This window comes from Microvirga lotononidis (assembly GCF_034627025.1).
In the GTDB taxonomy this organism is placed as follows: Bacteria; Pseudomonadota; Alphaproteobacteria; order Rhizobiales; family Beijerinckiaceae; genus Microvirga; species Microvirga lotononidis.
In genome coordinates this window covers 1036627-1051970 of sequence record NZ_CP141050.1, presented here as the reverse complement: position 1 = coordinate 1051970, position 15344 = coordinate 1036627, and the positions used below count along the sequence as shown (strand labels likewise).

Genomic DNA, 15344 nt, shown 5'->3' with positions numbered 1-15344 from the left:
GTGTTTCACCCCCTGGAACGCCTGAGGATCTTTGCGGTTGGTTGTCGTGCTCCAGCAAGAGAGCGGATTGAGAGGAAACGCCTCATGGGACCTGCTGCGGATGAAGATTGGCCCGTGGGCCAGATTATTGTTGTTCCCCATGCGTGGCGCGATGACAGCCTCTGGACGGACATCCAATCAGAAACACACGACCGGATCGGGACAAACCTGCAAGCGATGTATGCTGGATTGCTCCAGCAATCGGTCTCTCCGCCGCTGATGAACCTAGCCCGTGAGATCGAGACGCGCTTAGCGACACCGCAGCATGCTGGTTGAGAGGGTGTCGCTGCGAGATGAACTGCTCGCCGCGATCCCGAGCCTGCGCGCCTTTGCCATCTCCTTCACCAACAATCGCGACCGCGCAGACGATCTGGTGCAGGAGACGATCATGCGAGCCTGGGCCAACATCGACAAGTTCGAACCCGGCACGAACATGCAGGCCTGGCTCTTCACCATCCTGCGCAACCTGTTCCACTCCGATTACCGCAAGCGCAAGCACGAAGTCGAGGATACGGATAGGGCCTTTGCGGCGCGGCTCAGGACGTATCCGGATCAGCAGAGCCATCTCGACTTCGAGGACTTCCGCGCAGCTCTGGCGACGCTTCCCAGAGACCAGCGCGAGGCACTTCTCCTCGTTGGAGCACAGGGACTGTCCTACGAGGAGGCCGCTGAAGTATGCCAAGTGCCGATAGGCACCGTCAAAAGCCGGGTCAATCGGGCTCGTCTGAAGCTGGCTTGCCTTCTGAGCCTTAGCAATGAGGCTGAACTCGGACCTGATGATGTCACCAAGGCTGCGGTGGCGGCAGATTAGAATTGATACGTTGGGCCATGTCAGCGTCAGGCTTGCTGCGCAACTCTGCCTGAGCAAACTGTCCCTTACTTGGCCGTGCCCGCACACGAAGGGCACTCATCAATGATCTCATGGGCGAGCTCAATGATCTGATCGAGCGGGGCAGCGTCGGAAGCTAAGGGCATGCTGAAGCCAAGTGACTATCGAGGCTGCCGTCACTTCGGCTCGACGCTTTGGTCGCCGCCTGGCGATCCCGGGGGCGGTATGACCCGCGTCGTGCCGGGATTTGGAACCGGAGGGCGGACGTTCATGTCGGGGGCGATGTCGGCCGGCGGACGGATCACGCCGTCGGTGCGATCCAGCTTGTCGCTCAGCGGAGCGTTCGAGCGGCCCACCGAGCCGGTCGAGCGGGGATCCTGCGGGCCGGTGCTTTCGGTTTTAAGGCTCTCAGAGGATTGAGGCTGGCCCTGGGCCTGAGCTCTTTGCTCCACGCCAGCCATGAGGCCAGCCATGGCAACGCCGACGATCAGGAACGCTTTCGGACTGAGGCACATGGGTGGCCTCCCTTAACCTGGGTTAAGTTCTGTTCTCCAACGCCGGTTTGCCTGCGGCCGTTCCGCTCAATGATTCCATGTCCAATGGCTCCGCGACGGATCTGAAAACATGGCCTTCCTCAGGATTCTTTGCCGCTTTTCAATGCCATTGCCGAACTGTCCAGCTTGCCCGGAGTTGTCAGGGGGATCCGCAGTCGGATCGGTTGGAGAAAGTTCATGCAGAAACTCATGTTCGTAACCGCCCTGTGTCTCCTAGCGGGCGCCTGTGCCACCCGCCAGCAGGCCACCAGCACGGCTGTTGGCGCGACCGCCGGGGCGGTGGTCGGAGGACCGGTTGGGGCAGTGGTCGGGGCCGGGGCCGGCGCGGTCGCGGGCGCCCCGGGCGGTGTTGTCGATGAGGTCCAGGGCGACAACCGCCGGCGGCGTGTTGTGCGGCGGCACTAGCATCGTCCTCAAGGAGCCGGTCCCGGCCCGCTCTACGGGCGGGGCCGCCAGCATTCATCCCAGCCGGGGGCAGAACGGCACCACGGTCGTCTGGCCCACCACCAGCCCCAGGTGCGACCACCACGCAAGCTTGGGTCACTAGGCTCACAGCGGGTGCTTTGATAACAAGCCCATCTCCGCGAGTGGAAGTCAGGCTGAATTCATGCTGGAAGATGAGAGGCAGGTGGTGTCGAATCCGGGCGTACTCCGCCCAGGTTCGGTTCGCCCCTTATCTGATGTGGTCCTTGCCAGGATCCTGGTCGTCGATGACGATCCCAGAAATCTCCTCGCCGTGGAAGAAGTGCTGCGCTCGCCGGGGATCGAGATCGTCACGGCTGATTCCGGCGAGGCGGCCCTGCGACGAGTGTTGCAAGACGACTTTGCCCTGATCCTGCTCGACGTGCAGATGCCGCGGCTCGACGGCTACGAGGTCGCCGGCCTGATCCGGACCCGGCCGCGCTCGGCGCGGGTGCCGATCCTGTTCCTCACGGCCGTCAACAAGGACGACGTGCATGTCTTCAAGGGGTACTCGGCAGGCGCGGTCGACTACGTGTTCAAGCCGGTCGAGCCGCTGATCCTGAAAGCCAAGGTCGCGATCTTCGTCGATCTTTACCGCAAGACCGAAGAGATCCGCCGGCAAGGCGAGGAGGAGCGGCGGCTGCTCATGGAAAACCTGCGAGTCCGCAGCGAGAAGCTGAAGGCGGAGCAAGCCCTACGGCGGCGCGAGGAGCACCAGTCCCTCGTCCTCCAGTCGCTGCCAATCGCGCTCTATACCGCCTCCGTGACGGGGGATCACCGACAACTCCATTTTACGAACGAGAGCATCGAGCGGATCACCGGCTTCGGGCCGGAGGCCTTTCTCGAACGGCCGGATTTCTGGTCGACCCGGCTGCACCCGGAGGATCGCGACCGGGTCCTGGCTCAGCTTCACGATCTGGCCGAGGACGGCACCGTCAGCCTGGAGTACCGCTGGCGCTGCGCCGATGGGACGGACCGCCATGTCCTCGACCAGACCGTGCTCATGCGCGACGACGAGGGGCGCCCGCGGGAGTTCTTCGGCATGTGGTTCGACATCACCGAACGCAAGCAGATGGAGCAGAACCTGCTCCACGCCAGCAAGCTTGAGGCTGTCGGCCGCCTGACGGGCGGCATCGCCCACGACTTCAACAACATGCTCAGCGTCGTCATCGGCAATCTCGATCTCTTGCGGAAATCCATTCAGGGCGACGAGACGGCCGAGAGGCGCGTGCGGATGGCAATGGAGAGTGCTCAGCATTGTGCTGACCTCACCTACCGGCTGCTCGCCTTCTCGCGGCGCCAACCACTGCAGGTCTCAACCATCGACGTGAAGACCCTCATGCCGGGGTTGCTGGACCTCATGCGGCGGACCTTGGGCGAGCGTATCCATGCGAAGCTGCATCTGGACCAGGATGTCTGGTCCATCCAGGCCGACCGGGCCCAGTTGGAGGCGGCGCTCCTGAACCTTGCGGTCAATGCCCGTGACGCCATGCCCGAGGGCGGCGACCTGACGATTGCTGTCGAAAACCGAGTGATGGGGGAGGGCAGGGCTGTCCCGGCCGGCGCATACGTCATGATCGCGGTCGGCGATACCGGAGCCGGCATGCCTCCCGAAGTGCTGAAGCGCGTGTTCGAGCCGTTCTTCACCACCAAGGAGAGTGGCAAGGGCACGGGCCTTGGACTCAGCATGGTCTATGGTTTCGTCCAGCAATCCCATGGCGATGTGGAGATCGACAGCATACCGAACGAGGGCACGAGCATTCGGATGTTCCTGCCCCGGGCAGAGGGTGTCGCCGAGCAACTGCAAGAAGCCCAACCCGCCGTTGCAGAGCCCTTCGGAGCCGGCCAGACCGTGCTTGTCGTGGAGGATGATCCGGCAGTTCGCCAAGTGGCGCTCTCGACAATCCGCTCGCTGGGTTTCGAGGCAATCGAGGCTGGGTCCGCCGACGAGGCGCTCCGGCTGCTGAAAGAGAACAGACACGTGCGCCTCGTGTTCTCCGACGTACGGATGCCGGGTGAACTCAATGGCATCGATCTTGCACGCGTGATCAAGCGGGAAATGCCGGACATCCGGGTGCTCCTGACCACCGGCTATGTGGACGACGACGAAACGATTGACGACGTCGACCTTCTCTATAAGCCTTACCGGACCAGCGATCTTGCAGCAAAGATCCAATCCGTCATGGCAGTTCCCCAGCCTCGTGATGTCAAATCACTTCCGGCTTCCGCACCCGCATCCGCCGCGGAGTAATGAATATTGCGGGAGTATCAGGCGGCCACATCCTAGGTGTGGACGGGCTGCAACGACGCAAGCCTTGAACGTGCGCCAAAAGAAAGGCCCGGTTGACCGGGCCTTTCTCACACGCGAGCTACAGGTTGGGGGCAAAGAGCACCGCGTGTTCAAGCCGACATAGCGTCCAAAGCGTGCGCCGCAAGAGACCTGCAGTCTCATAAGCGACGGACGGCAACCCTCGGAGCGACTGTTCGCTGCTATCCACCACCCATTATGGCTTTCCTACCAGCCGTAGTCGCTGTAAGCGGGACCGCCCCAGGAATAGCCGTAGCGCGCGGGCGCATAGCCATAACCGTATGTGACCGGCGCCGAGTACCTGACCACACGTGTGGTGCGATAGACCGAGTGCGGCGGATAGTCGTAATCGTCATAGGTTCGCACCACGCGCGTGGTCGTCACGGGCGCATAGCCGTAGCTCGGAGAGCCATAGGCCGGATAGCTGTAGCCATAGGCGGGGGCTGCATAGGCGTTGGACGCGGCAGCGCCGACCAGGCCGCCGACGGCGAGGCCGGCCACACCCGCCGCGACCACGGTCCCGGTGTTGCGGCGCGAGCGGGCTTCCGCATCCGTGGTGTCGGCCAGGGATCCAAACCCGACCAGGGCCACCGCCGAGAGAACTGCCAGTTTACGCATGACCTGACTCCGACAGAGTGGGACAAGACTCGGTGGCGCTAACGGTGCTTGGCGGGCGTGGGTTTCCGCGGGACCGTTGAGCCGAGGCAGGGCTGCATAGCGGGCCCTGAGGCTTGGCGTTCAACGCAGGCTACGCTGAGCGACCCAGTTCTCGTTCCTTCCGCCTGAGGGCAAGGAGTAGATCGACGCACTCGTCGGGGATCGGCTCGCCAATGAGGGGGCGGTAGACCAATCGCAGCCTGCGACCGATCCGAACCTGGGCTGCTTTGCCAAGGTGTGCTTTTCGAAAATTCTGTCTGTCAGCAGCCATGGTATCTCCGGGCTTCATTGCGCCTGAGGATGTAAAGGCATGGTTAACAGCTGGTTAAAGCCCGGCTTAGAGGAGAAGATGAGCCAGCCTTCTCTGGAAGTTAGCTTGGCTTTTCCTGATTGGACCAGCCTGTTCCGGCCTTTGCCGCCAAGCTATTATTGAGGCTTCACTTGGTGGGTGCGATTGCCGCACAGGCCCCTCGAGGAACGAACATGGTGCCGCGGCCGTTGCCGAAGCAGTTTGCTGTGTATTGTGCCTTGTCTCGATGAGTGATGTTCCCAGCCCCGCAAGCCTGAGTGCCGTCCAGAGCCGGATCGATGACATTGCCGATCAGGCTGGAGTGGAAGGGGCTGCGCGCCTGACCGTGGACGATACGCTGACAGCCTTGCCGTGGCCCTTTCGACGCCGTCTGGTGCTCACCCTCCAGAGCCTGAAGGCTTTCTCGTCCGATCCAGAGGTCCAGCGGGCCGCCGAGTTCTTTCAGCTGAAGGCTGCCAGAGTATGGGCCGCCATGCCGTTCCAGGGCCATGCGGCTGAGACGGCCTCGCGAACCACCGTCTTGGTTGAGCACCGGTCCGGCCGTCCAACGACTCAAGCCAAGAAGCTCTGATCGGGTTTCAGTGGAGACCCTCTGACGCCGGGTTCAGCTGGAGTAGTCCGCGAGGATGCCAGGGCTCAGAACCGGGAACCAGCGCCGACGGCTCGGGTTACGCGAGCGATGGCCAACTCTTGACGGCTGGTCTGGTCACCCGGCCCCTCCAGAGCAGGAGGAACAAGTGTGTACTCGTCTGGGAGCATTGAGCCTTGCCCTCGGCCTCAGCCTTGGTGTGACGGCCTGCGCTCCTGGGGATGTGTCCCGCTTGCGGGAGCGGGCCCAGCAAGCTTGGAGCGAGGTGCTCCACGAATATCAACAACGGGCCGATCAGGTGCCGCCGCTGGTCGAGGCGGTGCGGAGGAAGGCCCCGGCCGAACGCGAGGTGCTCGCCGAGGTCATGGCCGCCCATGACGAGGTCGTGGCCATCCGCAACGCCGACGGCTTCCTGGCCGAGCCGAAGCGCTTCCGGCACTACGAGCAGGCCCAGCAGCGCCTCTCGGATGCCCTGGAGAGGCTGTACACGACGATCAAGCGCTATCCCGAGCTCACGGGCGACACGGCCCTGCAGAACCGCCTACACGAATTCCAGCGCCAGGGAGACCAGCTGGTGGTGGCTCGCAGCGATCTCATCGGCGCCGTGCGGGCCCATAATGAGGAACTGGGCCGGTTTCCAGGCGGCTGGGTGGCAGCAATCGTCGATCCAAAAGCGAAGCCGCTGACGGCCTTCGCGCAAGCTGAGATCGAGCAGCCGCCAACCCCGGCGAAGCCGTAGCTCGGCCCGACTATGCCCTGAAGTTCGCAAATCCTTGCCGGTGCGGAATCAAGTTTGCCGGCGCCCGTTGCTGCCCACATGAAACCCCGGGGCGGAAGCCTGAATCAGCCGGTGGACTTCCTGGACGGGGACGAGCCGCTGGTCCGCCTGACGCAGGTCGACATTCCGCGCGAGATGGGCTTCTGGTTCCTGGAGGCTGAGGATGCCGACGAGGTACGAGATCCTGAAGCAGCGGCCTGACATCAAGGCGGTCCTGACCGATGCTGACATGGCGGGCTCCCTTGACGGGTTCGAGTTCGCGCGGCTGGTCCGGCAGGGATGGCGGAAGTCGGGGTGCTGGTGTCGGCTGGATACCTTGTCAGCAAGCCTTCCTTTTTAGACGCTGGGATTGCCCCACCAGGGAGCACCCAATGAAACTGAGTGGTCGCTTCGCCGTGCGAGGAAACGTGCTACCACTCTGCGTCCATGTCTCGGATGAGGAAGGACTGCCGATGCGCTGCTTTTTCCATCTCGTCCACGGTCGAGAAACGATTCGGGACGACACGGGTCTTGACGTTCTTGATCTTGAGGTGGCTGCGGCCCTGGCGCGAACCGCCATTAACGAACTGCGGGACGCCAATGGCGGCAGCCGTGACGATTGGAGCGGATGGCGCCTTGAGATCGTCGGTGTGGAGGGCCGCCTCCTTCACTCCCTGGATCTTGAACCGGCGCTGCATTGACCAGAGTCCTTGTCTGAGGACCGTGTTGCAAGTCCTTGTTTGACAGCCTGGATGACAGCCATTCGACATCCGGACTGTCGACCGCATTCGCGGCAAAGAAAAAGCGCCCATGAGAGGGCGCTTTGAGGGTCACCGGCCCTATGGGGGCATATTAGGCCGGCGACGTTTGTTAATGCGCTTGCGCCGCTTTGGTTCCCCGCCGATGCGACATGATCTTTGCCGGCCGTCTGCTTGTCTGGGTCAGCGGCATCCGCGGTCAATCTCTCTTGCCCTTTGGGAACGCTGTTGGACGGAGCGGGATTATTCTCTCGTCTACCCGTGGAGGCTATGATGATCGACGTCAGAATTCCCGCAGCCGCGATGTTGTTGGCAGGCCTTACTCTCTCCGTTGCCGCAGCCGAGAGCACCGTGTCCGAGGACACGCTCTCCGATACTTCCTGGCAGCATCACCTCTGGTCGCAGAAGTTCGACACCGTCTCCGATCCAGAAACAACGGGATCCATCGCTTCCCAATCCATCTCAGACACGAACATGAGCCGCCCCGACTGCGTTCCGGCAGGATTGCAGTTCAGCAATCCTCCTCTTCCACGTTGGCGGATCGGGTCTTGTTCATAGATCGTGAGGCTGAGCGCACGTAGAGATGCGGCGGTCCTCGCAATCCTTCTCATTCGGGGCATTCTCAATCCAGGAAGGAGGCAGCGCCATGCATGTCTTCGGAGCCTTCGAGTTGGACATCACACCGGGAACTCCCGACAAACCAGCCTCGATCAGGGTTGCCCTTCTGCGTTATACCAGGGGCGAGGATGGCCGCCTGTTCATCACTCCGGACTGTGCCACCCTTGAGGAGCTGGAAGGGCAGATCAATTCTCTTCAGGACGAATTGGACGAAATCCGCGAACGAGCCCGAAGAGCCTTCCAGGCGACCTAGAGCCCACCTCGTTTCCTCCGCTCTCTTGGCTCGACGGTGTTCAATCGTGTCATCCAACCCTGGGAGGAATTGATTGCGGTCTCATCCTCAGCGTTCGACTCGCTTGCCGTGACCTGGACAGGCCCGGCCCGCCGTGCTCAGCCCGCAAGCAAGTCGGAACGGCCGCTCCAGCATGACGTTTCTCTTGGGAGGAGAGGATCATGCCGACGCAGTTACCAAACGAGAGACAACTTCGCGAACCAGGCTCCATGGAACTCGACCCTTCGGGTGAGGGTATCGCCATTGAGGAGACCCGGCGTCTGATTGCCTCCAGCAAGGTCGAGGGCACGCCGGTGTTCAACCAATCCGGCGAGCAGCTCGGGGCCGTGTACAACTTCATGGTCGACAAGATCTCGGGGCAAGTCGCCTATGTGGTGATGAGCTTCGGCGGCTTTCTGGGGATCGGCGAGAGCTACCATCCGCTGCCCTGGCGAGCTTTGACCTATGACCCGCGGTTGGGCGGCTATGTGGTCGATATTGACAGAGACCGACTGGTTGAGGCCCCGCAGTACAGCGCCGGGGAGGATCCGTTTACGGATAACGAGTACGGCGCCAGGGTCGATGCCTACTACAAGACCACTCCGACGGCGTAATCGATGCCGCAATCTTACTCTGCCATGGGCTGAGGCGTTGTCGGCGTGATCAAAATCTGTGGTGGTATGGTTGGCAGAAGCATGCGGCGGGCTTGTGAGGCAGCCAACCGCCGTTCGTCCTGAAACGATCCGCTTTCCACCGGGCAACTCTCAAACCACTCCGCACTTCTTCACGCTCCCGTTGCGTGCCGCTCCTGCGTCATGCTGTCAAGCGGGGATGCCTTGTGCGGCTACGAACCTTCGGACAGGCTGAATCCGCGACAGTCCGCCGAAGTCCAGATGGCAGGGGCATCATGGTTCACAACAGCCGTTTCCAGGAAGCCGTTCAAGCTCGCGATGAGGGCGGCAGCTTTGAAGTCGCCACACGGGAACATCTCACGTCGCCTGAGAATGCCGGTGAGACGCCGGAGCAGATCGTAAGCCAACTCTCGAAGGTGGCGGCTTCCTATGCAGTTGGCGGTCTCCAGGACGAAGCCAACACCCTGCGTGAGATCGTGCGCCAGTATCAGTTGCGGTGGGCAAACGTTGGAATTCGTCCCGCCTGACGCTGAACGCCTTCCCACCTCTAATCTGGCTCAAGAGGCATCAGACCTGGGTTCTCGATTAGAACGCCCTGCTCGTGGTCTGCCGATGGAGGATATCCGTGGCGCAGAGGGTTCCGCCACCTCGCTGTTTACTCTCTTTCCGGCTCCCGGTCGCTCTCGCTATTCCGCTCGGCAGGTGGGGGCGTTCTGGCCCAGACCTCGGAAGCCAAACCGAGCATCACCGCGACCGCATCCCGGACGGCCTCGCTGGTCGCGCTGACACGTGCACTTTCCAGGATCAACCCCAGACGTCGCCGCTCCGGCCACGGCAGGCTCGCCAGAGTGGTCTCAAGATCCAAACGCTCAGAGGCAGAGACACCGGCGCGCCGGGCAATCTCGTCCACTTTAGCGGCCAGAGCGCTCAGGTGATGGGCAATCTCAGCGGAAGCCCGATGTGAAGAACCAAAAGCCATGTCGTCTCAAAGGCAATGCTCCCCAGCCATCACCGCGAGTTTCTGAAACAGTCCAATGGCTGCCTCGGTTCCGTTAAAGGCTTGTGGATAAACAGGAATGTTGCCGCACCCATTGGGGCTTTGTTAAGCGCTTGGGATCGGGCCAACGGCATCGCCGCACTGGACGGGAACCACCTCTGCCCTACCTTCCGGAGTACCTAGGCCGCTCCTCCCCTGGTCCTCCGGAGCCTTAGGTAAGGTCTGGGAGCCGCTGGGGGGCTCCCAGGCCTTTCTCTTTGGACCGGCACGAGCCCCACCCCTTGCAGCATCCTCTGTGAGCTGGTTCCAGAGGCGAGAACTTTCTCGCCGGCAAGGGCTATGACGATGCCTGGAGCAGCGATCTGCATTGCTCGGGAACACACGCTTTCCCTTGGACGCGGATGACAAGTGTGTGTGCTGCCCCTTGGCCGATGGTACTCGCCACGTATAATGTCCCTGAGTGCAACAACCATCGGCTTTCTATGAGACGCAACGAGCGGTTCGCATGGTATGGGCGCCTGGGGCTGATTGTGGCGGCTTTCGCCCTGATCGGCGGGATTATCGCGGCACCACTCCTACACCGGATTTGGGCTCCGGCTTCGATCATGGCGCAGCGGTAGAACTTTCTTTCGCCTGCATCGCCAATCCGCAGGTCCTCGGAGGAACGCTTCGGGTTGCCCCATAGCCATCCGGCCGATGACCATAGTCATCGGCAAGGACGTGATCCGAATAATGATGTTTGGTGCGCGATGCCTTAGTTGGTCAGAGATCGACCGCGTATGTCAGAGCGCGAACCTGGCTCAAGCGCCGCTCCTTGAAAACCGATGGAACCGGTCATGTCCCCGGGTGCGGACTTAGGCAATGGATCGGTACCAACCACATTGCTGGCAGTTCTTGCAGAGCGCTGCTCCGGATCAAGCTTCGACAGAATGCCAGGGTCGAACAACTCCTCCTGAATTGATCCATCCGTCCTGATGATCGTCTTGATCCCGGTCTCGGCATCGAGGAAAACCGACTTGATAGCTGCCTTACGGGCATTGTCGGCGCGAACTGGTTCAGCGGAGGTTTGGGAGTCTGATCCCGATTGTGGAGATGCTACACTTGCGACAGCGACGGCCTGTTGGCCTCCGGTCGTTCCCGCTGGCTCATTGGCATTGTCCTCTGCAGACCTTGCGGGGTCCTCATGCTTGGAGGCCCGAGAAGAACGTTGATCTTTGCTCGCTGCCGCAGCAAGCTGCTGATCCGAGACGAACTTCGCGAGTTGAGCCTGAGCTTCCGCAGCCTCTCGTTGGGTCTGCGAACCGAAGAGGGCGGCCAAAGGATTGCTTGCACGTTCCGCCGCGGCCTTGGCTTGTGCAGCCTCAGCGGCCTTGGCCGTCTCGATCTGCTTGCGAGCCGCCGCTGCCTGCTTGCGATTGCTGGTGTCGTAGGAGTACCGCTGCCCGTTGATTTCGTAGAAGACGGTTTTCGCCTCCACACTCCCGATCAAGGTTCCGAACGCAACAACCGAAACCCCGAGTGTCGTGAAGAGCCTGCCCATTCGAGTTCCCCTTTTATTGTCCTGCCGACGTAAGATTCGGTTAAGGATTGCGGCAACTCTATGGCAGGCGTTCGCCTTGTCCACGCGTGTTCCTGATAAAGCCTCCCCTGCATCTTTTTGAGTGCGGTCGAACCATGGCTCACGGTGACGGTCTCAGCGTGGGCTGGCGGGAAACAGGCTTTCGTCCATGCAATTCAGCACGCCTGTGCCTGATGAGATGTCGGCTGACCTGAGTATCCAACCCATCCGGACGCGCCCGCCGAAGGTCGGATTGGTGAGACGCTTCTTTCCAGCCATGGGTAAACCACCGCTTCTGGTTCACGAAGATACGATCCAATCGGATGTGATGATCGCAAGTTTGAGGTCCGCGATGAGCACGGTTCCACCGTCACACGACCAGGCGTCGATGGCTCCCGCATTCTCACACATATAGCTTGATCTGCCGGAACCATGCGGCCCGCTCAGGGTTAGATCCGGCAATCAAAAACAAGGGGTTCATTGCATGAGGAAGGCTGTCATTGCGTTTGCTTCGCTATCGGCGCTCACACTCTTTCCAACTTTCGCTATGGCGCAGAGCCGCACAGCCGTTGGCGTTGGGACCGGTGCGGTGGCGGGCGCCATTGTCGGTGGGCCCGTCGGCGCCGCGGTTGGCGGAGTAATCGGTGGCGTCATCAGTGCGAACACCGGACGCGCGCACTATCGAGCCTACCGGTATGCTCGGAAGCCCGTTTATACGAGCTACAGAAACCGTTATCGGCCGGTGCGCCAGCCTACCCGTGAGATTCCTCAGCGTAGACGGGAGTTCCATCCGCTTGGATAACCTGCTCCACCCAGCATCTGGACGAAATCGGCTCGTCGAGGCGCCGCATGCTGGTGGTCTGCGACCATAGGGAGCAGGAGCGACATCCCGTGTGTCCATCCACGATGAATCGTGCGGACGTGCGAACGCCGAGACACGACCGCAATGTTCCCAAGCGGACATTCATCGCGTGATCGGCAGCATAAGATTCGACCTGAACTCCCACGGCTTCTTAAGCAGCACAGGAACGTGCCGCAATTGCCGGACTGCTCGAGTGGCCTGTGGTCACGACGCTGTATCAAAATGTGAGCGCGATTATCATCAAGCAATTTGACCATCACGGAAGTGTTCATCTGCTGGCGCATGATTGCCTCATTCGGACGCTCATCTCCTGACCGATTCCGAAGGAGGGTGTAGCGATGGATTTCACGGAGGCTTTACGCATGGCCGAGCGGAACCTGACGGAAGGCGCCACCCTCACCGAACTCAAGGAGCTCGCTCAGGATCTCTGGGCTCTCACCCCAACAACATTCTTGCGGATCTGATCGAACTCAAGATCGCTGTGATCGAGGGACATTGGGACGGCGGGTGAGGCGTGAATTCACCTGCACATGGCATCCGCCATGTTCTCTGGATGCTCGATAACGACGTCGGAGCGGAAGGTTTGCCTGAGATGAGTATGCGGCGTTTGTGAGATGGACGTCATGTCTGCGGCGCAGCCCGTTCATGACATGGGTTCTATTGCCCGAAGAGCAAACACGGTCGATACAGGCTTTGGCTGATTTCAACGCGGCAGCGCTTTCTTCCTCCCGGCGCTGCCTGATCTGCCGTTCCCTCTGGAAGGTTTTGAACTTCGTCGGACCTCACCGTTAGCCAGGCCTCTGGCCCGGCCTTTTTTCGCTGATGCAGCTCGCCAGCGGGCAGAGGTTATCGTTCGCTATCGGCGACCAACCTGAAATCACACGCCGCTTTCCTGTGTTCGCCCCACGGACTGGAACTCCGAACACCCAGGTTGTCCCCGGACCGTTTTCGTCATGGTTCTGATGTCTGAAGGTTGGAACTGTCACGGCAGTTCAAATCGTGCAGTTTCACCCTGGGTCGATCAAACGAACAACAGGATAGGGCCGACCCGGACGAGAAGCACCCCAAGACCAGCACCAATGGTGACAAGGCTATGGTCGCGAGAAAGCCTTTTGCGATTGATGAGATGTCTTTCGTCGGCCGTCATTCGTCCTGCCTGACACATCCGATGGACGCCTGGCACGGCCGTAGGTTCATCTCACGGCCCCGCTGAAACCAGATCATGAGCGCACGAGTTACGTTTAACCTGTGTTAATCAACCAACGCTACGCGGACCTTGAGAATAATCCCATGCCATGGAACGACAACCGTGAGATGATGAACAACATCCCAAACAGCCTGACCTTCTCGCAGGAGCAAGTGAACTTAATTCTCGGCCATTCTCTGAAGAGTATCTACCAGGATACCTTGAGGTCACCTTTGCCGGAGCACTTGGAAACGCTCGTCGCTCAACTCGAAGCAAAGTTTTTCGTCGTGACGGGATTGTTGCCTGGATGACAGTCGCTCTTTCTGTCCGACAGCCTTTTGCGTGGGCGATCTTCCATGCCGGAATGGATGTCGATAATCGGGAATGGCCGACCCAGTTCCGCGGGCGCGTCCTGATCCATGCCACTGCAATCGTGCGCCAGGAGGATTATAGCGCTTTCCAACAGGCGTGCCGGAGCCCTGAGCAATGGCTGTGTCAGGCGATCATGCTGGGTGGAGGCTTGCCGCGGAAAGAGGATCTTCCCCGAGGAGGCATCGTTGGCGAGGTCGAGATCGCCGACTGCGTCACCGAGCATCCTTCCCCCTGGTTCATCGGCCCCTACGGCTTTGTGTTACGCAGCCCACGGATCGTGCCCTTCACGCCGCTTCCCGGCTCACTCCGTTTCTTTGATGTCGATGAGCAGTGTCTCATCAATTCCTGAGGATCTGCGGGCTGAGGCTATGGCGTCAAACCACGGCTGAGTTCCCAGAATGGTCAACCGCGTCAGATCTCGTCAGCGTAAGACCACGACCCGGGTGCCGACCCGTGTTCGGTTATAGAGATCAACGACATCGGCATTGGTCATGCGGATGCAGCCTGAGGAAACCGCATAACCGATCGTCTCCGGCTCATTCGAGCCATGGATGCGGTACATCGACGAGCCAAGATACAGAGCCCGGGCACCCAGGGGATTGCCGAGGCCACCTTTCATGAAACGCGGCAGATCAGGACGCCGCTGCAGCATCGCGGCCGGAGGGCTCCAGTCGGGCCACTCCCGCTTCATGCTGACCGTCTTGGTGCCGGCCCACGCAAAGCCTGGACGGCCGACCCCAATGCCGTATTGAATCGCCTGTCCCTGGCCGAGCACGTAGTAGAGCCGGCGCTGGCTGGTCGAGATAACGATCGTGCCGGGCTGCTGCGTACCGCGCCAGATAACAACTTGGCGGGCTGCCGGCGACGCCAGGCCTCCGAATAGCCGCTCGAAGAAGTTGGCGGGCCCGCCACTGAGCGAGGCGGTCGACTGAGCCTGAGCGGAACTGGCCAGCATCGCGCTACATGCCAGTCCCGCGAGTGTGATCATGAGACGGGGCATGCGGACCTCCCTTGTGCAGCATGGCATAGCTTCAACGCTCAAAGCCCAGCTTGAGATCCTCAGCCTGCCACCCTTGCTTCGCCCCTTGAGCACGGCCTACGGCGGCCCCCCTCTTAAGAAGGGAGGGAGCCGCGGCCGTTCAGAAGTCACTCCAGGCGGACAAAGGTAGAATGAGTTCCCGCCTTGGCACCCTCCGCTTAGGCACAGCGCAAGCTGCCAGAATCCTCATACGCCCAGACCCGCCTGGCAGCATGCCGGACCATCCGGGCCGCCTCTGCGAGTTCCACGTCGGCTCGAGTTTGTGCCCGGCTCTCGACGCTCTCCAGCACCAGCATGACCTGACTGCGGTTCTCGGTGGGCAAGGCCGTGAGGGACGCGTCAAGATCCGCGGGATCGCCCAGCGAAGGATCCGTCTGCAGCGCCATGGCGTAAAGGCGCTCAAGGATAATGGTAAAGGCTCGCGAGGTTTCGGGTCGGGTGGTTTGGGGAAATGCGTGCATGAATGCCCTTGCAGGTTTTTGGCAGGCTGCCGAAACAGCCGCTCTTCGTTATGGCTCGACGCCTGATGCCTCAGGTCGAGCCCAC

The 15344-nt window shown here is 61.1% G+C and carries 22 protein-coding genes; 15 read left to right on the top strand and 7 right to left on the bottom strand.

Annotated elements, in window-relative coordinates; translation table 11 throughout:
- Positions 1-84: 84 nt before the first annotated feature.
- Together U0023_RS34765 and U0023_RS34760 are read left to right on the top strand one after the other, a co-directional pair.
- Entirely contained in the window at positions 85-315 is a 231-nt protein-coding gene (locus tag U0023_RS34765; RefSeq protein ID WP_009762948.1) for a hypothetical protein, read from the top strand.
- On the top strand, positions 305-850 hold the full coding sequence (locus tag U0023_RS34760) for a sigma-70 family RNA polymerase sigma factor (RefSeq protein ID WP_009762947.1): 546 nt from the start codon (positions 305-307) through the stop codon (positions 848-850). The genes U0023_RS34765 and U0023_RS34760 overlap by 11 nt, the downstream gene beginning before the upstream one ends.
- 194 nt (positions 851-1044) lie before the next feature.
- Here the strand turns inward: U0023_RS34760 and U0023_RS34755 are convergent, their stop codons facing one another.
- Positions 1045-1383, bottom strand: a complete 339-nt coding sequence (locus U0023_RS34755; protein WP_009762946.1) for a hypothetical protein — start codon at positions 1381-1383, stop codon at positions 1045-1047.
- 216 nt (positions 1384-1599) lie between these two features.
- On the opposite strand from U0023_RS34755, the gene U0023_RS34750 reads away from it, so the two are divergent.
- Positions 1600-1827: a hypothetical protein gene (locus tag U0023_RS34750; protein ID WP_009762945.1), complete on the top strand. Its 228-nt coding sequence runs from the start codon at positions 1600-1602 to the stop codon at positions 1825-1827.
- 202 nt (positions 1828-2029) lie between these two features.
- Positions 2030-4135 carry a response regulator gene (locus U0023_RS34745; protein WP_009762944.1) on the top strand — a complete coding sequence of 702 codons (2106 nt, stop codon included), beginning with the start codon at positions 2030-2032 and terminating at the stop codon, positions 4133-4135.
- Between the two features lie 264 nt (positions 4136-4399).
- On the opposite strand, the gene U0023_RS34740 is transcribed toward U0023_RS34745, so the two are convergent.
- Both U0023_RS34740 and U0023_RS35870 read right to left on the bottom strand, forming a co-directional pair.
- Positions 4400-4810: a hypothetical protein gene (locus U0023_RS34740; RefSeq protein ID WP_009762943.1), complete on the bottom strand. Its 411-nt coding sequence runs from the start codon at positions 4808-4810 to the stop codon at positions 4400-4402.
- Between the two features lie 130 nt (positions 4811-4940).
- Positions 4941-5120, bottom strand: coding sequence for a NepR family anti-sigma factor (locus tag U0023_RS35870; RefSeq protein ID WP_195904201.1), 180 nt, complete (start codon positions 5118-5120; stop codon positions 4941-4943).
- Positions 5121-5385: 265 nt separating this feature from the next.
- Here U0023_RS35870 and U0023_RS34735 point away from each other — a divergent pair, with 265 nt between their 5' ends.
- From U0023_RS34735 to U0023_RS34700, 8 genes are all read left to right on the top strand, one after another.
- On the top strand, positions 5386-5730 hold the full coding sequence (locus tag U0023_RS34735) for a hypothetical protein (RefSeq protein WP_009762942.1): 345 nt from the start codon (positions 5386-5388) through the stop codon (positions 5728-5730).
- Between the two features lie 166 nt (positions 5731-5896).
- Entirely contained in the window at positions 5897-6487 is a 591-nt protein-coding gene (locus U0023_RS34730; RefSeq protein ID WP_009762941.1) for a LemA family protein, read from the top strand.
- A gap of 78 nt (positions 6488-6565) precedes the next feature.
- On the top strand, positions 6566-6727 hold the full coding sequence (locus U0023_RS34725) for a hypothetical protein (RefSeq protein ID WP_195904200.1): 162 nt from the start codon (positions 6566-6568) through the stop codon (positions 6725-6727).
- Between the two features lie 20 nt (positions 6728-6747).
- Positions 6748-7206, top strand: a complete 459-nt coding sequence (locus U0023_RS35865; protein ID WP_407667451.1) for a DUF6894 family protein — start codon at positions 6748-6750, stop codon at positions 7204-7206.
- A gap of 327 nt (positions 7207-7533) precedes the next feature.
- Positions 7534-7821 (top strand): hypothetical protein, encoded by a 288-nt coding sequence (locus tag U0023_RS34715; RefSeq protein WP_154661104.1) that lies wholly within the window; start codon positions 7534-7536, stop codon positions 7819-7821.
- A gap of 88 nt (positions 7822-7909) precedes the next feature.
- Entirely contained in the window at positions 7910-8134 is a 225-nt protein-coding gene (locus U0023_RS34710) for a hypothetical protein (RefSeq protein ID WP_009762937.1), read from the top strand.
- Between the two features lie 200 nt (positions 8135-8334).
- The gene (locus U0023_RS34705; RefSeq protein ID WP_009762936.1) at positions 8335-8766 is read left to right on the top strand and encodes a PRC-barrel domain-containing protein; all 432 of its coding nucleotides are present in this window, start codon (positions 8335-8337) and stop codon (positions 8764-8766) included.
- Between the two features lie 293 nt (positions 8767-9059).
- A complete protein-coding gene (locus U0023_RS34700; RefSeq protein WP_009762935.1) occupies positions 9060-9311 on the top strand; it encodes a hypothetical protein in 252 nt (83 codons plus the stop codon).
- Between the two features lie 128 nt (positions 9312-9439).
- On the opposite strand, the gene U0023_RS34695 is transcribed toward U0023_RS34700, so the two are convergent.
- On the bottom strand, positions 9440-9763 hold the full coding sequence (locus U0023_RS34695) for a hypothetical protein (RefSeq protein ID WP_009762934.1): 324 nt from the start codon (positions 9761-9763) through the stop codon (positions 9440-9442).
- A 772-nt stretch (positions 9764-10535) separates the two neighbouring features.
- Positions 10536-11321: a hypothetical protein gene (locus U0023_RS34690; protein ID WP_009762933.1), complete on the bottom strand. Its 786-nt coding sequence runs from the start codon at positions 11319-11321 to the stop codon at positions 10536-10538.
- Positions 11322-12539: 1218 nt separating this feature from the next.
- Here U0023_RS34690 and U0023_RS34685 point away from each other — a divergent pair.
- The 3 genes from U0023_RS34685 (at position 12540) to U0023_RS34675 (ending at position 14108) form a co-directional block, all read left to right on the top strand.
- Positions 12540-12665 (top strand): hypothetical protein, encoded by a 126-nt coding sequence (locus tag U0023_RS34685; RefSeq protein ID WP_009762931.1) that lies wholly within the window; start codon positions 12540-12542, stop codon positions 12663-12665.
- Positions 12666-13491: 826 nt separating this feature from the next.
- Positions 13492-13698 carry a hypothetical protein gene (locus U0023_RS34680; protein ID WP_009762930.1) on the top strand — a complete coding sequence of 69 codons (207 nt, stop codon included), beginning with the start codon at positions 13492-13494 and terminating at the stop codon, positions 13696-13698.
- Positions 13695-14108 (top strand): ASCH domain-containing protein, encoded by a 414-nt coding sequence (locus tag U0023_RS34675; protein ID WP_009762929.1) that lies wholly within the window; start codon positions 13695-13697, stop codon positions 14106-14108. The genes U0023_RS34680 and U0023_RS34675 overlap by 4 nt, the downstream gene beginning before the upstream one ends.
- Before the next feature lie 72 nt (positions 14109-14180).
- Here U0023_RS34675 and U0023_RS34670 read toward each other — a convergent pair whose 3' ends face one another.
- Both U0023_RS34670 and U0023_RS34665 read right to left on the bottom strand, forming a co-directional pair.
- On the bottom strand, positions 14181-14759 hold the full coding sequence (locus U0023_RS34670) for a L,D-transpeptidase (protein WP_009762928.1): 579 nt from the start codon (positions 14757-14759) through the stop codon (positions 14181-14183).
- Positions 14760-14956: 197 nt separating this feature from the next.
- Complete coding sequence (locus U0023_RS34665; RefSeq protein WP_009762927.1) at positions 14957-15259, bottom strand: hypothetical protein; 303 nt, start codon at positions 15257-15259, stop codon at positions 14957-14959.
- Positions 15260-15344: the final 85 nt, after the last annotated feature.

Excerpts from the sequence above, each read along its gene's own strand:
- U0023_RS35865 (WP_407667451.1), top strand. The coding sequence starts at position 6,748 with ATGCTGACATGGCGGGCTCCCTTGACGGGTTCGAGTTCGCGCGGCTGG.
- U0023_RS34710 (WP_009762937.1), top strand. The coding sequence starts at position 7,910 with ATGCATGTCTTCGGAGCCTTCGAGTTGGACATCACACCGGGAACTCCC.
- U0023_RS34740 (WP_009762943.1), bottom strand. The coding sequence starts at position 4,810 with ATGCGTAAACTGGCAGTTCTCTCGGCGGTGGCCCTGGTCGGGTTTGGA.
- U0023_RS34700 (WP_009762935.1), top strand. The coding sequence starts at position 9,060 with ATGGTTCACAACAGCCGTTTCCAGGAAGCCGTTCAAGCTCGCGATGAG.
- U0023_RS34680 (WP_009762930.1), top strand. The coding sequence starts at position 13,492 with ATGCCATGGAACGACAACCGTGAGATGATGAACAACATCCCAAACAGC.
- U0023_RS35870 (WP_195904201.1), bottom strand. The coding sequence starts at position 5,120 with ATGGCTGCTGACAGACAGAATTTTCGAAAAGCACACCTTGGCAAAGCA.
- U0023_RS34750 (WP_009762945.1), top strand. The coding sequence starts at position 1,600 with ATGCAGAAACTCATGTTCGTAACCGCCCTGTGTCTCCTAGCGGGCGCC.
- U0023_RS34745 (WP_009762944.1), top strand. The coding sequence starts at position 2,030 with ATGCTGGAAGATGAGAGGCAGGTGGTGTCGAATCCGGGCGTACTCCGC.
- U0023_RS34670 (WP_009762928.1), bottom strand. The coding sequence starts at position 14,759 with ATGCCCCGTCTCATGATCACACTCGCGGGACTGGCATGTAGCGCGATG.
- U0023_RS34675 (WP_009762929.1), top strand. The coding sequence starts at position 13,695 with ATGACAGTCGCTCTTTCTGTCCGACAGCCTTTTGCGTGGGCGATCTTC.
- U0023_RS34765 (WP_009762948.1), top strand. The coding sequence starts at position 85 with ATGGGACCTGCTGCGGATGAAGATTGGCCCGTGGGCCAGATTATTGTT.
- U0023_RS34755 (WP_009762946.1), bottom strand. The coding sequence starts at position 1,383 with ATGTGCCTCAGTCCGAAAGCGTTCCTGATCGTCGGCGTTGCCATGGCT.
- U0023_RS34705 (WP_009762936.1), top strand. The coding sequence starts at position 8,335 with ATGCCGACGCAGTTACCAAACGAGAGACAACTTCGCGAACCAGGCTCC.
- U0023_RS34695 (WP_009762934.1), bottom strand. The coding sequence starts at position 9,763 with ATGGCTTTTGGTTCTTCACATCGGGCTTCCGCTGAGATTGCCCATCAC.
- U0023_RS34735 (WP_009762942.1), top strand. The coding sequence starts at position 5,386 with ATGAGTGATGTTCCCAGCCCCGCAAGCCTGAGTGCCGTCCAGAGCCGG.
- U0023_RS34685 (WP_009762931.1), top strand. The coding sequence starts at position 12,540 with ATGGATTTCACGGAGGCTTTACGCATGGCCGAGCGGAACCTGACGGAA.
- U0023_RS34760 (WP_009762947.1), top strand. The coding sequence starts at position 305 with ATGCTGGTTGAGAGGGTGTCGCTGCGAGATGAACTGCTCGCCGCGATC.
- U0023_RS34665 (WP_009762927.1), bottom strand. The coding sequence starts at position 15,259 with ATGCACGCATTTCCCCAAACCACCCGACCCGAAACCTCGCGAGCCTTT.
- U0023_RS34715 (WP_154661104.1), top strand. The coding sequence starts at position 7,534 with ATGATGATCGACGTCAGAATTCCCGCAGCCGCGATGTTGTTGGCAGGC.
- U0023_RS34690 (WP_009762933.1), bottom strand. The coding sequence starts at position 11,321 with ATGGGCAGGCTCTTCACGACACTCGGGGTTTCGGTTGTTGCGTTCGGA.
- U0023_RS34725 (WP_195904200.1), top strand. The coding sequence starts at position 6,566 with ATGAAACCCCGGGGCGGAAGCCTGAATCAGCCGGTGGACTTCCTGGAC.